Annotated in this window: 10 protein-coding genes, 1 tRNA gene and 1 other annotated feature; all 11 genes read right to left on the bottom strand. The window is 50.1% G+C overall.

Translation table 11 applies throughout. The features are described 5' to 3' along the window. Positions 1-170 precede the first annotated feature (170 nt). Positions 171-4,202, bottom strand: a complete 4,032-nt coding sequence (rpoC, locus tag PHF27_RS00280) for a DNA-directed RNA polymerase subunit beta' (protein WP_300064686.1) — start codon at positions 4,200-4,202, stop codon at positions 171-173. Positions 4,203-4,225: 23 nt separating this feature from the next. Further along, positions 4,226-8,020: a DNA-directed RNA polymerase subunit beta gene (rpoB, locus tag PHF27_RS00275; RefSeq protein WP_300064683.1), complete on the bottom strand. Its 3,795-nt coding sequence runs from the start codon at positions 8,018-8,020 to the stop codon at positions 4,226-4,228. Between the two features lie 442 nt (positions 8,021-8,462). Continuing rightward, the gene (gene rplL / locus PHF27_RS00270) at positions 8,463-8,831 is read right to left on the bottom strand and encodes a 50S ribosomal protein L7/L12 (RefSeq protein WP_300064681.1); all 369 of its coding nucleotides are present in this window, start codon (positions 8,829-8,831) and stop codon (positions 8,463-8,465) included. 74 nt (positions 8,832-8,905) lie between these two features. Continuing rightward, on the bottom strand, positions 8,906-9,436 hold the full coding sequence (rplJ, locus tag PHF27_RS00265; RefSeq protein WP_300064678.1) for a 50S ribosomal protein L10: 531 nt from the start codon (positions 9,434-9,436) through the stop codon (positions 8,906-8,908). Between the two features lie 21 nt (positions 9,437-9,457). After that, positions 9,458-9,609: a sequence feature (ribosomal protein L10 leader region), on the bottom strand. Then, entirely contained in the window at positions 9,605-10,312 is a 708-nt protein-coding gene (gene rplA / locus PHF27_RS00260; RefSeq protein WP_300064675.1) for a 50S ribosomal protein L1, read from the bottom strand. Its footprint overlaps the feature before it by 5 nt. 54 nt (positions 10,313-10,366) lie before the next feature. After that, complete coding sequence (rplK, locus tag PHF27_RS00255; protein ID WP_300064672.1) at positions 10,367-10,792, bottom strand: 50S ribosomal protein L11; 426 nt, start codon at positions 10,790-10,792, stop codon at positions 10,367-10,369. A 56-nt stretch (positions 10,793-10,848) separates the two neighbouring features. Then, positions 10,849-11,376: a transcription termination/antitermination protein NusG gene (gene nusG / locus PHF27_RS00250; RefSeq protein ID WP_300064669.1), complete on the bottom strand. Its 528-nt coding sequence runs from the start codon at positions 11,374-11,376 to the stop codon at positions 10,849-10,851. Between the two features lie 38 nt (positions 11,377-11,414). Then, positions 11,415-11,627: a preprotein translocase subunit SecE gene (gene secE / locus PHF27_RS00245; protein ID WP_300064666.1), complete on the bottom strand. Its 213-nt coding sequence runs from the start codon at positions 11,625-11,627 to the stop codon at positions 11,415-11,417. A gap of 32 nt (positions 11,628-11,659) precedes the next feature. After that, positions 11,660-11,735, bottom strand: a tRNA-Trp gene (locus tag PHF27_RS00240). 20 nt (positions 11,736-11,755) lie between these two features. Continuing rightward, on the bottom strand, positions 11,756-11,905 hold the full coding sequence (gene rpmG, locus PHF27_RS00235) for a 50S ribosomal protein L33 (protein ID WP_018704734.1): 150 nt from the start codon (positions 11,903-11,905) through the stop codon (positions 11,756-11,758). A 218-nt stretch (positions 11,906-12,123) separates the two neighbouring features. Then, on the bottom strand, positions 12,124-13,311 hold the full coding sequence (gene tuf, locus PHF27_RS00230) for an elongation factor Tu (RefSeq protein WP_300064661.1): 1,188 nt from the start codon (positions 13,309-13,311) through the stop codon (positions 12,124-12,126). Between the last annotated feature and the right edge of the window lie 65 nt (positions 13,312-13,376).

The following is a 13,376-nucleotide window of genomic DNA, read 5'->3' as shown; positions in this document are numbered from 1 at the left end:
TCATGTTTTTCGCCTTGTTTTATTCCCACGGTTCCAGGTGTTTCTTTTTGTTGTTTTTTGCCGCTAATTTTCAGGCAAATAACTCCATTATGCAAAACACGCACGTCTTTTTTCGACGTGCGTGTTTTATACACAACTAGCTTTTTTTAGGGTAAATGAAGTTTTTTTGTTTACTCTTCGCCATTGTCCAGCAAATTAGCCACTGCATCATCCGCCATTTCGTCCGCTGACGCCATAACAGGACGCTCGCGATCAATGACGCGAATATTGCGGTAGCGGCTCATGCCGGTACCGGCAGGGATTAATTTACCGATAATCACGTTTTCCTTAAGACCCAGCAAGGGATCAATTTTACCCTTGATGGCAGCTTCCGTCAACACGCGAGTCGTTTCCTGGAAGGACGCAGCCGACAAGAACGAATCCGTAGCCAAGGAAGCTTTAGTAATGCCCAGCAAAATGGGACGACCCACGGCCGGTTCGCCGCCGGTTTCCACAACCAACGCATTATCCTCTTCCAAGGTGTTAACATCCACATATTCACCCGGCAGTACTTCCGTATCGCCGGACTCTTCGATTTTGACCTTGTGCATCATTTGGCGCACCATAACTTCAATATGCTTGTCGTTAATTTCAACGCCCTGGGATTTGTAAACTTTCTGCACTTCATACACCAAGTAGCGCTGGGTAGCGCCGACGCCGCAAATACGCAAAATATCATGCGGATTGGCGGAGCCTTCGGTCAGATGAGTCCCCGGCTCCACTGCTTGTCCGGTTTGCACGATAATACGCGCACCATAAGGAATGGGATAGATGTGCTCTTCCCCTTCGGGCGTAATGATAGTAACCTTGCGAGCGCCCTTGACGTCTTTGACATCCGCTGCGCCGGTCACTTCACTCAAAATCGCCTGACGTTTCGGTTTACGCGCTTCAAACAATTCCTCAACACGCGGCAGACCCTGGGTAATATCATCGCCAGCTACGCCGCCAGTATGGAAGGTACGCATGGTCAGCTGCGTGCCAGGTTCGCCGATGGACTGCGCAGCAATAATGCCTACTGCTTCGCCGACATCGACAATATGCCCAGTCGCCAGGTTACGGCCATAGCAGTGAATACATACGCCATAACGAGAGCGGCAAGTCAATACCGAGCGAATCTTAACGGTTTTGCGCACCTTGACTACTTCATCCGCCAAAGCCTCATCAATCATCGTATTCAAAGGCACAATGACGCGACCGGTTTCCGGATCCGCAATCTCTTCAGCCACAATACGGCCGACAATGCGGTCTTTCAACGGTTCAATAACACTGTTGCCTTCGGTAATCGCCGATACTTCAATACCTCTGATGTCGTTGCAGCGGACTTTAACCTCGCGGACATCGCTGTCCAAAATCGTATCCACCATCGCTTCCGTAAGGATTTCTCCTTTAGGCAGCAGTTCTTCACCTTCGGTCGTACGTACCGCTTCTTCCGTAGGCCGTCCCGCCATATCGCGAATCATCGAAGTCCGAATGGCGCTTCGGATGTTAACATCGGTCTCGCCTACGGTAGTGGTTACATACTCGTCTTCTTCACCTTCATTGATGCTCCAGACGGTAACATCCAGAATATCGCTTTCATAAATAAGCTGCAGTTGCTCGTCTTCCAGCAGCGTTTCCGCTTCCACAACCGCTTCGCCTGTTTTATAATCCAGCACATCCTGCGCCGTTACACGGCCGCTAAGCTTTTCTTTTAATTCAATGAGATTCAGACGTCCTTGCTTAGCCAGACGCGCCCGTTCACGCACCAAGTTAATGCCGACTACGTCGCAGTCGTCTTCGCGGACGATGACATCCTGCGCCACATCGACCAGCCGGCGGGTCAAATAGCCGGAGTCCGCCGTACGAAGCGCCGTATCGGCCAAGCCTTTACGAGCGCCATGGGTAGAAATAAAGTACTCCAACACGGTAAGGCCTTCACGGAAGTTAGCTTTGATCGGCAAGTCGATGATCCGACCGGACGGATCCGCCATCAGACCACGCATACCAGCCAGCTGACGAATCTGCTGGATGTTACCGCGCGCACCAGAGTTAGCCATCATATAGACCGGATTATTAAAGCGGTCCAAGTTTTCCATCATGGCTTTAGTAATATCATCGGTCGCTTTCGTCCACAGTTTAATCACTTTTTGATACCGCTCGTCATCAGTAATCAAGCCGCGGCGGAACAGCAAGTCAATCTTGTCGACCTGCGTTTCCGCTTCGGCCAAGATTTCCTTTTTCTTCGGCGGGATTATAATATCCGAAATGGCAACAGTTACGCCAGCCAAGCAGGCATAATGATAGCCAAGACGCTTGACGCTGTCCAAAATGGAAGCGGTGCGCGAATTGCCGAACATGCGATAGGACTCAGTCACCAGCTTGCCTAGTTCCTTTTTGTCCATGAGCTTGCCCAGGTGAATAAAGCCGTCTTCCAGATAGTAGTGACGGATCTCTTCGGGCAGCTCTTCATTAAAGAGCAACCGCCCAAGAGTCGTAACAACCAGGAGCTCTTTCTCGGTCACTTCCATGCCTAGCTTTTCCCGAACAAACGCCGGGACCTGCATACGCACTTTAACTTCCGCTTGCAAGGAAAGTTCCTCATGCTGATAGGCCAACAGGGCTTCGTTAATATCAGTCAGCACTTTGCCTTCGCCTTTTTGGTTTTCCTTGACAATGGTCAAGTAATAGGCGCCCAAAACCATATCCTGCGTCGGTACGGCTACCGGCTTGCCATCTTTCGTCGAAAGAATATTATGAGCCGACAGCATCAGAAGACGAGCTTCTGCTTGCGCTTCCGCGGACAACGGCACGTGGACAGCCATTTGGTCACCGTCAAAGTCAGCATTATAAGCAGTACATACCAAGGGATGCAGCTTAATAGCGCGGCCTTCAGTCAAGACAGGTTCAAAGGCCTGGATGCCTAATCTATGCAACGTCGGGGCGCGGTTCAAAAGAACAGGATGTTCCTTAATAACTTCTTCCAATACATCCCATACTTCCGGTTTCACCCGTTCCACCATGCGTTTGGCGCTTTTAATATTGTGAGCATGGCCAGCATTGACCAGCTTTTTCATCACAAAAGGCTTAAACAGCTCCAGGGCCATTTCTTTAGGCAAACCGCACTGATGCAGCTTGAGCTCCGGACCGACAACAATAACGGAACGGCCCGAATAGTCAACACGTTTACCCAGAAGGTTCTGACGGAAGCGGCCCTGCTTGCCTTTGAGCATATCGCTCAACGACTTAAGCGGCCGATTTCCCGGACCGGTAACTGGACGGCCGCGACGCCCATTGTCAATCAAGGCGTCTACGGCTTCCTGCAGCATACGTTTCTCATTGCGTACAATAATATCGGGAGCGCCCAAATCCAGCAGACGCTTCAATCGATTATTACGGTTAATAACGCGACGATACAGATCGTTCAAATCCGATGTGGCAAAACGTCCGCCGTCAAGCTGCACCATCGGGCGCAGTTCCGGCGGAATTACCGGCACCACGTCCATAATCATCCACGAAGGACGATTACCGGATTTACGGAATGCCTCTACCACTTCCAAACGGCGAATGGCGCGCACTCGCCGCTGGCCGCTGACTTCTTTCAGCTCCCGGCGCAGTTCTGTGCTCATGGATTCCAGGTCCAGCTCATCCAGTAATTGTTTGACCGCTTCCGCGCCCATACCCACTTTGAAAGCTGCCCCATATTTGTCCCTGGCTTCGCGGTACTCATTTTCGCTGAGCAGCTGCTGCTTCATCAGCGATGTTTCACCCGCATCCAACACCAGGTAGGAAGCAAAGTACAATACTTTTTCCAAAGAGCGGGGAGAAATGTCCAAAATCAACCCCATACGGCTAGGGATGCCTTTAAAATACCAAATATGCGAAACCGGCGCTGCCAGTTCGATATGTCCCATCCGTTCGCGGCGCACTTTAGAGCGGGTCACTTCGACGCCGCAGCGATCGCAGACAATTCCTTTGTAACGAATGCGCTTGTATTTTCCGCAGTGGCATTCCCAATCGCGCGTAGGTCCGAAGATTTTTTCACAAAAGAGACCGTCCCGTTCCGGTTTTAAGGTCCGGTAGTTGATTGTCTCTGGTTTCTTCACTTCCCCATAGGACCACTTGCGGATTTGCTCCGGCGAAGCCAATCCAATACGCATGGAGTCAAAATTATTCACGTCCAACAAAGGGTGGTCACTCCCTTCCCAAATTACTCGTCGTAATTTTCTAGATCAGCCAGAAAATCTTTTTGACTGAGCTTTTTTTCTTTTAATTTCAGTTTTTTGGAGGCACCCTTTTGGCCATCTTCATCCGACTCGCCGTGTTCTGGTTCGGCAGAAGAAAGATCTCCCAATTCGGCAATAATATCAAAGCCCTCCAGCACGTCCGGCTCATCGCTTGCTTCTTCCGCTTCCTCGCTGGGCGAATCGGCGTAATGACTTTCCGGGTGGGCCGGGGCATGCGGCGCTTCGCCCGCCAGGTTCAGCTCCAACTCTTTGGCCGTTTCCTGAATATCTTCGTCGGTATCACGAATCAAAATTTCCTGTGCGTCTTCTGTCAAAATTTTGATATCGAGACCGATGCTCTGTAATTCTTTGATCAAAACCTTGAACGATTCCGGCACGCCAGGCTCCGGCACATTTTCGCCTTTGACAATGGCTTCGTACGTCTTAACACGGCCAACCACGTCATCGGACTTAACCGTAAGCAATTCTTGTAAGGTATAGGCTGCGCCATATGCTTCAAGCGCCCACACTTCCATCTCGCCAAAACGCTGGCCGCCAAACTGAGCCTTGCCGCCCAGAGGCTGCTGCGTCACCAGTGAATACGGACCGGTGGAACGAGCGTGGATTTTGTCGTCAACCAAGTGAGCCAGTTTCAGCATGTACACAAAACCAACCGTAACCGGATTGTCGAAGGGTTCCCCGGTACGTCCGTCATACAACACCGTTTTGCCGTTGTCAGGCAGACCCGCCGCACGCAACGTTTGGAAGATTTCGCTTTCCCCTGCGCCGTCAAAAACCGGCGTTGCTAAATGCAAACCAGCAACATCCGGCTGCGGCATGCCTTTGGCTTTGACATCATATCCCAAACCTTCAAGACGTTCGGCAATATCCGGCGCTCCTTGCTTAATCTGCATGCCCAGCGCGTGCGCCGCCATCCCTAAATGCGTCTCTAGAATCTGGCCGATATTCATACGCGATGGTACGCCCAAGGGGTTAAGCACAATTTGCACCGGCGTGCCGTCCGGCAGGAAAGGCATGTCTTCTTCGCGCATAATGCGTGAAACAACACCCTTGTTACCATGACGGCCAGCCATTTTATCACCCACGGAAATTTTCCGCTTTTGAGCGATATAGACGCGCACCAATTGGTTGACGCCTGGCGGCAGCTCGTCGCCATTTTCACGGGTAAACACCTTCACGTCGACAATTTTACCGGCTTCGCCATGAGGCACTTTCAAAGACGTATCGCGAACTTCGCGGGCTTTTTCACCGAAAATGGCCCGCAGCAGGCGTTCTTCCGCGGTCAGCTCTGTCTCACCCTTAGGGGTAACTTTACCGACAAGAATATCTCCGGGCCGTACTTCGGCGCCGATGCGGATAATACCGCGTTCGTCGATATCCTTCAACGCTTCTTCCGCCACATTGGGAATATCGCGGGTGATTTCTTCCGGCCCCAGTTTGGTATCCCGAGCCTCGCACTCATACTCTTCAATATGAATGGATGTATAGACGTCCTCTTTCACCAGCTTTTCGCTCAAAAGGATGGCATCCTCGTAGTTGTAGCCTTCCCAGGGCATATATGCCACCAGAACGTTAAAGCCCAAGGCCAGTTCGCCCCGGTCAGTAGCGGGTCCGTCCGCCAGTACCTGGCCGCGCACCACGCGCTCATCTTTGCGCACAATGGGTTTTTGGTTAATGCAAGTTCCCTGATTGGAACGCATAAATTTGGTCATCCGGTAGCTTTCCAGACGTCCGTCATCACAGCGCAGACCAATCTCCAAGGCGCTAACCCGTTCAATCACGCCGTCGCTTTTCGCTAGAATTACAACGCCCGAATCGCAGGCAGCCCGATATTCCATGCCAGTTCCGACCAGCGGAGCCTGAGTCCGCAAAAGCGGTACTGCCTGACGTTGCATGTTCGCGCCCATGAGAGCACGGTTGGCGTCATCGTTTTCCAAGAACGGAATCATCGCCGTAGCAATGGACACAACCTGTTTCGGAGACACGTCAACATAGTCGACCTGCTCGGCAGGGACAACCAGCGTATCATGGCGATAACGAACCGTTACGCGCGGATGGGCAAACCAGCCTTCGGGCGTAATTTCCTCGTTCGCCTGAGCGCAAATGCCCTCGTCTTCTTCATCGGCAGTCAAATAGACCACTTCTTCGGTAACAATGCGATTAACTTTGTCGATTTTCCGATAAGGAGTTTCGATAAAGCCAAAAGCGTTGATACGGCCAAAAGTAGACAACGAGCCGATCAAACCGATATTCGGACCTTCCGGCGTCTCAATCGGACACATGCGGCCATAGTGAGAATGGTGAACGTCGCGGACTTCAAAGCCAGCGCGCTCACGACTCAAACCGCCAGGTCCCAAGGCGCTGAGACGACGTTTATGCGTCAATTCCGCCAAAGGATTGGTTTGGTCCATAAACTGAGAAAGCTGACTGGAGCCGAAAAATTCTTTAATTGCCGCTACAACAGGGCGAATATTAATCAAAGCCTGCGGATAAATGCCTTCGACCTCTTGAATGGTCATACGTTCTTTAACAACCCGTTCCATACGAGAAAGACCGATACGGAACTGGTTTTGCAAAAGCTCGCCGACGGAACGCAGACGACGGTTGCCTAAATGGTCAATATCATCGGTATTACCGAATCCATCCATCAAGTTCAATAAATAGTTAATAGCAGCAATAATATCCTGGCGAGTAATCGTCCGGTGCTGATACGGCAAATTCGGGTTGGCAATGACTTTAATAGCCTGGCCTTCCTTATTGCGAATATAAGCCACATTCAGACGATCGCCTTCAAACAAACCGGAAGCCTCTACGGCATTCAGAGCCTGCTCGTCAAGAACAGTCCCCTCTTCCGCTACAATTTCCCCGGTAGACTCGTCAACCAGCGGCTGGGCCAAGGTCTTGCCCATCAAGCGCCGCCGCCAGCCGAGCTTCTTGCCTAGCTTGTAACGACCAACTGTTGCCAAATCATACCGTTTAGGATCGAAAAACAGCGATTCCAACAACTGCTGCGCATTTTCCACTGTAGGCGGTTCACCCGGACGCAGACGTTTATAAATTTCCACCAGCGCTTCTTCTTTGGAGCTGGTGCTGTCACGTTCCAAAGTGGCTTGAATGCGCGTATCTTCAGCAAAAAGTTCTGCTATTACACTATTCGATGCATAGCCTAAAGCACGCACCAAAATAGTCGCCGGCAATTTTCTAGTCCGGTCAACGCGCACGGAAATCACGTCATTGGCATCTGTTTCCAGTTCCAACCACGCGCCACGATTCGGAATGACTGTTGCATGATACAGTTTTTTGCCGCTGGTATCGATCGTTTCCCCGTAATAAGCACCAGGAGAACGCACCAACTGACTAACAATAACACGTTCTGCACCATTAATAATGAACGTGCCGGTTTCCGTCATCAACGGAAACTCGCCCATAAACACTTCTTGCTCCTTAATCTCGCCGGTTTCCCGGTTGATTAAACGAACATTCACCTTGAGCGGCGCCGCAAAGGTAACGTCCCGCTCTTTGCATTCCTCAACGGAATACTTTGGTTCTCCCAGGGAGAAGCCTTCAAAGGAAAGCTGCAAATTGCCCGTAAAATCCTGAATGGGCGAGATATCCTGGAAGATTTCCTGCAATCCTTCTTCCAAAAACCAGTCATACGACCTCTTCTGAATCTCGATCAGGTTGGGCATGTCAAGTACTTCGTCAATCTTTGCGTAGCTGTACCTGACTCTCTTTCCTACAGGAACAGGTTTGAACATGAACCCCTTCACCCCTTACACGAAATGAATAAATTCCAAGGCACCAGGCGTCGCTGCAGTCCTAAGACCGGCATAGCACAACAAAGCCGCCAAAGACATGTGGTAATGGAAAACGAAAAAAGACAAGGTATCGTTCTTTTCTACATACCTTGCTTTTTCAAACGCAAGGAGTTGCTCCTCGCGCATGTCGTTCTGCTTTGTTAATCTCCATTCCATTTAGCTTGGCGACGCCAATCCCAGATACTGCTATTCTTTATTGCTTGGTAAAAGATATCGCGTTTTATTATGCTACCATCATTTCTTTAATTTGTCAATCATTTTTGCAAAAAACATCTATTCATTGCCGAAAGCACGAACTCTGCAACACGACTTAGCAAACCGAACTTTCCTCAAAAAAGCAAAAAAGGCCATCCTGTTAAACAGGATGGCCTTTTTAAAAAGCTTACTTTACTTCAACAGTAGCGCCGGCTTCTTCCAGCTTAGCTTTCAGAGCGTCAGCGTCAGCTTTGGCAACTTTTTCTTTGATAGCTTTCGGAGCGCCATCAACCAATTCTTTGGCTTCTTTCAAGCCCAGGCCGGTAGCTTCGCGAACTACTTTGATAACGTTGATTTTGCTAGCGCCAGCGCTGGCCAAAATCACGTCAAACTCGGTTTTTTCTTCAGCAGCGGCAGCGCCGGCAGCCGGAGCAGCAGCTACAGCTACAGGAGCAGCAGCGCTAACACCGAATTTTTCTTCCAGAGCTTTCACCAGCTCGGACAGTTCGAGAACGCTCATGTTCTCAATAGCTTGCATAATTTCTTCTTTAGTCATTTAATATACCTCCAAACATAATGTTTAAATTTTTGCTAACAGAAACTTGGAAGACCATAGGCCTTCTTTATGCCTTACGCCGACTCTTTTTGTTGGCGAACTGCATCCAATGCATAGACCAAATTGCGGACGCTTCCTTGGAGCACGTTGACCAGGCCCGTGATCGGGGACTGCATGCTGCCGAGCATCTTGGCAATAAGGACCTCCCGGGACGGCAAGCTGGCAAGGGCTTTGACACCGTTTTCATCGATGACATTACCTTCCACCAAGCCCGCTTTGACTTCCAATACCTGCAGTTTATGCTCTTTGACAAAATCAGTAATGATTTTAGCAGGAGCTACAGGATCGGTCGTGGAAATCGCCATGGCGGTCGGACCTTCCAGATAGACGTCCAACCCTTCCAGGCCTGCTTCCTGAGCAGCAATGCGGGTCATCGTGTTTTTAACAACACGGTAGTCCACGCCAGCTTCGCGCAGTTGACGACGCAATTTAGTGTCTTGAGCAACAGTCAGACCACGATAGTTTACCAATACAGCGCCTTTGGCACCGGTCAGTTTTTCTTTCAGTTCTGCTACTATTGCCTGTTTTGCAGCGGTTATGGCCATTTCATCCACCTCCTTTAGATTGCTGAAATAGAAACGACCTCTCGGCTGAAGCCGAGAGGTCGTAAAATACGAAATTACTTTCATACCTATACAACCGCCTCAACCTCTGCAGGCGGACTAACGTCCTTACGCGCAAAAGCGCCTGCCATCTACAGCCGAGATAGTCAATTATTCTTTTTTGCCTGCTACAGCACGGGTAGGATTGATTTTAATTCCAGGTCCCATGGTCGTGCTGACAGTAATGGCCCGCATGTACTGTCCTTTAGCAGCAGAAGGTTTCGCCTTGTTCAAGGTGTCAATAAGAGTCTGGAAGTTTTCCTGCAGCTTAGCGCTTTCGAAAGAACCTTTGCCGATCGGAGCATGGATATTACCAGCTTTATCGGTACGGTATTCGATTTTACCAGCTTTAATCTCATTGATAGCACGAGTCACGTCAAGCGTAACCGTACCAACCTTAGGATTCGGCATCAAACCGCGAGGTCCCAAAACTTTACCCAAGCGACCTACAAGGCCCATCATATCAGGCGTAGCAACAGCTACGTCGAAATCGGTCCAGCCACCTTGGATTTTTTGCACCAATTCCTCAGCACCAACAATGTCAGCGCCAGCGGCTTCGGCTTCTTTAGCTTTTTCGCCTTTAGCAAAAACCAAAACATTTTTGGTTTTGCCTGTGCCGTGCGGCAATACTACTGCACCGCGCACCTGTTGATCCGCATGTTTAGGATCAACACCTAATTTTACAGCCACTTCAACGGTTTCGTCAAACTTGGCAGTAACAATTTTTTTGACAAGTTCAAAAGCTTCTGCAACTTCATACAGCTTGTCAACTTCCACCAATTTGGCGGCTTCTTGATACTTCTTACCGAATTTAGCCATTTAAAATTCCTCCTGTGTGGTACTTACGGAATGATCCTCCCACAAGACACCTTCTTAGTCGACGATGTCAATGCCCATGCTGCGAGCAGTACCTTCAATCATACGCATTGCAGCATCCACATTAGCGGCGTTCAAATCCGCCATTTTGCTCTCTGCAATCTCGCGTACTTTATCGCGCTGCAGTTTCGCAACTTTCTTTTTGTTCGGCTCACCAGACGCCTTTTCAAGACCAGCCGCTTTTTTGAGTAATACAGCAGCCGGAGGAGTCTTAGTAATGAAGGTAAAGGAACGATCTTCAAAAACAGTGATTTCAACTGGAATGATCAGGCCCGCTTGCGCGGCTGTTCTTTCATTGAAGTCCTTTACAAACGCCATGATGTTCACACCAGCTTGACCTAACGCAGGGCCTACCGGAGGCGCCGGAGTGGCTTTCGCTGCGGGAACTTGCAATTTTACGAGTTTGATTACTTTTTTTGCCATTTTTTCCACCTCCTCATTGTGGTTACAACGATCTATCTAAAGGATAATTTCAAAGATTATATTTTTTCAACTTGAGTGAAATCAAGCTCTACAGGGGTTTCCCTGCCAAACATATCGACAAGCACGCGCAATTTCCCCTTCTCAGGGTCAATATGCACAACTTTAGCTTCCCAACCTTCAAATGCTCCGGATTTGATCCGAACCATCTGCGAAAGTTCCAAGTCCACCTTGGGCTTTTCTTCCATTCCCATAGAACGAAGAATCTGACGCGTTTCCGCTTCACTCAAAGGAATCGGCTTAGTCCCCGAGCCAACAAAGCCTGTCACTCCCGGTGTGTTGCGCACAACATACCAAGAACGATCGTTTACGATCATTTCCACCAGGACATAGCCTGGAAAGACTTTGCGCTTGATTACTTTTTTACGGCCGTCCTTGATTTCCACTTCATCTTCCATCGGCACAAGAATATTGAAAATCTCATTCTCCATGCCCATGGACTGCACTTTGCGCTCCAAGTTGGCTTTCACTTTGTTTTCATAACCAGAATAGGTATGGATTACATACCACATCTTTTCAGAATCCATCGCCTTTTCACACAGGGGGCCTTCCCCCTATCTCCTAGTTACTTGATCACCGCACGCAACAACCCGCTGAAGCCGGCATCGATGATCCAAATCAGCATGGCTACTGCCACGGTGGCAACAAACACTACGCTTGTATACGAAAGCAGTTCCTTGCGAGTCGGCCAAGTTACTTTTTTAAGTTCTGCCCGAACTTCGCGGATAAAGCGTTTCCACTGCGCAGTTCCTTGCGCCGCAGTCTCCTGAGCAGCCATCGTTTCACATCCTCGTCTTCCAAGCAATAGGTTGGCAGGGGCGGCAGGAATCGAACCCGCAACCAACGGTTTTGGAGACCGCTACTCTACCAATTGAGCTACACCCCTATCCAATTACGAGCCTGACCTTACTTTGTTTCTTTGTGTACGGTATGTTTCTTGCAAAACTTGCAATACTTGCTCAGTTCAATACGATCAGGATCGTTTTTCTTGTTCTTATTGGACTGATAGTTGCGTTGTTTGCATTCCGTACAAGCCAACGTAATCGCGTTACGCATCGTCTGTACCTCTCTTACCTGCAAAAATCATTATATTGCAAACGTTACTAATACAATTTAGCACACTTCCCCTGGGCTGTCAACAACATTCCATACGTCTTTACGCCCGGCAAAGAACAACCCAGGGAGTTGACACTCCCCGGGTTGGCGCTTGCCGCAACGCAGTAACCACGCTCAGGCAAAGCATGCGTTTATTGCACTGTAACAACTCACCAAAGTTACGCGTTGATTGCGGTAACTACGCCGGCGCCGACGGTGCGGCCGCCTTCGCGGATAGCAAAACGCAGACCTTCTTCAACGGCGATGGGGGTAATCAGTTCGATGGCCATCTGCACGTTGTCGCCAGGCATAACCATTTCCGTGCCTTCAGGCAAGGTGATCACGCCGGTTACGTCGGTCGTACGGAAGTAGAACTGCGGACGATAGCCGTTAAAGAACGGAGTGTGACGGCCGCCTTCTTCTTTGGACAGTACGTATACTTCGCCCATGAATTTCGTGTGAGGCTTAATGGAACCCGGCTTAGCCAAAACCTGGCCGCGCTGGATGTCTTTGCGCTCAACGCCGCGCAGCAGCGCGCCGATGTTGTCGCCAGCTACAGCGGAGTCCAGCAATTTGCGGAACATTTCCACGCCTGTGCAGACCGTTTGTTTCGCTTCTTCCATCATGCCTACGATTTCAATCGTGTCGCCCACTTTGACAACGCCACGTTCCACACGGCCCGTAGCCACGGTGCCGCGGCCGGTAATCGTGAAGACGTCCTCGACAGGCATCAGGAATGCTTTGTCGGTATCGCGTTCAGGAGTAGGGATGTAGCTGTCAACAGCTGCCATCAAATCAAGGATTTTCTGCTCATACTCGGCGTCGCCTTCCAGCGCTTTCAAGGCCGAGCCGCTGATGACCGGGATGTCGTCGCCGGGGAATTCGTAGCTCGAGAGCAATTCGCGAACTTCCATTTCCACCAGTTCCATCAATTCCGGATCGTCAACCATGTCCGCTTTGTTCAAGAATACAACCAGAGCCGGCACGCCAACCTGGCGGCTCAGCAGGATGTGCTCGCGGGTCTGGGGCATCGGGCCGTCAGCGGCGCTTACCACCAGAATGCCGCCGTCCATCTGCGCAGCACCGGTAATCATGTTTTTAACATAGTCAGCATGACCAGGGCAGTCCACGTGAGCATAGTGACGGTTAGCCGTCTCGTACTCAACGTGGGCGGTGTTGATGGTGATGCCGCGTTCGCGCTCTTCCGGCGCCTTGTCGATCATGTCGTAACCCATAAACTGAGCGCCACCTGTTTTGGATAATACTTTCGTGATGGCTGCGGTCAGAGTCGTTTTGCCATGGTCAACGTGACCGATGGTACCAATGTTCACATGGGGCTTGTTTCTTTCAAACTTCTGTTTTGCCATTCTTCTACTTCTCTCCTTTAAAAAGAGTTTTCGCCAGCTTGCTTAGCGAATGTACGATTATTCTT

This window comes from Anaeromusa sp., assembly GCF_028691475.1.
Taxonomy (GTDB): Bacteria; Bacillota; Negativicutes; order Anaeromusales; family Anaeromusaceae; genus Anaeromusa.
The sequence above is the reverse complement of the archived record's forward strand: the minus strand, read 5'-3'. Positions and strand labels throughout refer to the sequence as shown.

What these genes read in the sequence shown, in the direction of transcription:
- rpoB (WP_300064683.1), bottom strand. Translation starts at nt 8,020, where the DNA reads ATGTTCAAACCTGTTCCTGTAGGAAAGAGAGTCAGGTACAGCTACGCA.
- rplL (WP_300064681.1), bottom strand. Translation starts at nt 8,831, where the DNA reads ATGACTAAAGAAGAAATTATGCAAGCTATTGAGAACATGAGCGTTCTC.
- rplJ (WP_300064678.1), bottom strand. Translation starts at nt 9,436, where the DNA reads ATGGCCATAACCGCTGCAAAACAGGCAATAGTAGCAGAACTGAAAGAA.
- rplA (WP_300064675.1), bottom strand. Translation starts at nt 10,312, where the DNA reads ATGGCTAAATTCGGTAAGAAGTATCAAGAAGCCGCCAAATTGGTGGAA.
- rplK (WP_300064672.1), bottom strand. Translation starts at nt 10,792, where the DNA reads ATGGCAAAAAAAGTAATCAAACTCGTAAAATTGCAAGTTCCCGCAGCG.
- nusG (WP_300064669.1), bottom strand. Translation starts at nt 11,376, where the DNA reads ATGGATTCTGAAAAGATGTGGTATGTAATCCATACCTATTCTGGTTAT.
- secE (WP_300064666.1), bottom strand. Translation starts at nt 11,627, where the DNA reads ATGGCTGCTCAGGAGACTGCGGCGCAAGGAACTGCGCAGTGGAAACGC.
- rpmG (WP_018704734.1), bottom strand. Translation starts at nt 11,905, where the DNA reads ATGCGTAACGCGATTACGTTGGCTTGTACGGAATGCAAACAACGCAAC.
- tuf (WP_300064661.1), bottom strand. Translation starts at nt 13,311, where the DNA reads ATGGCAAAACAGAAGTTTGAAAGAAACAAGCCCCATGTGAACATTGGT.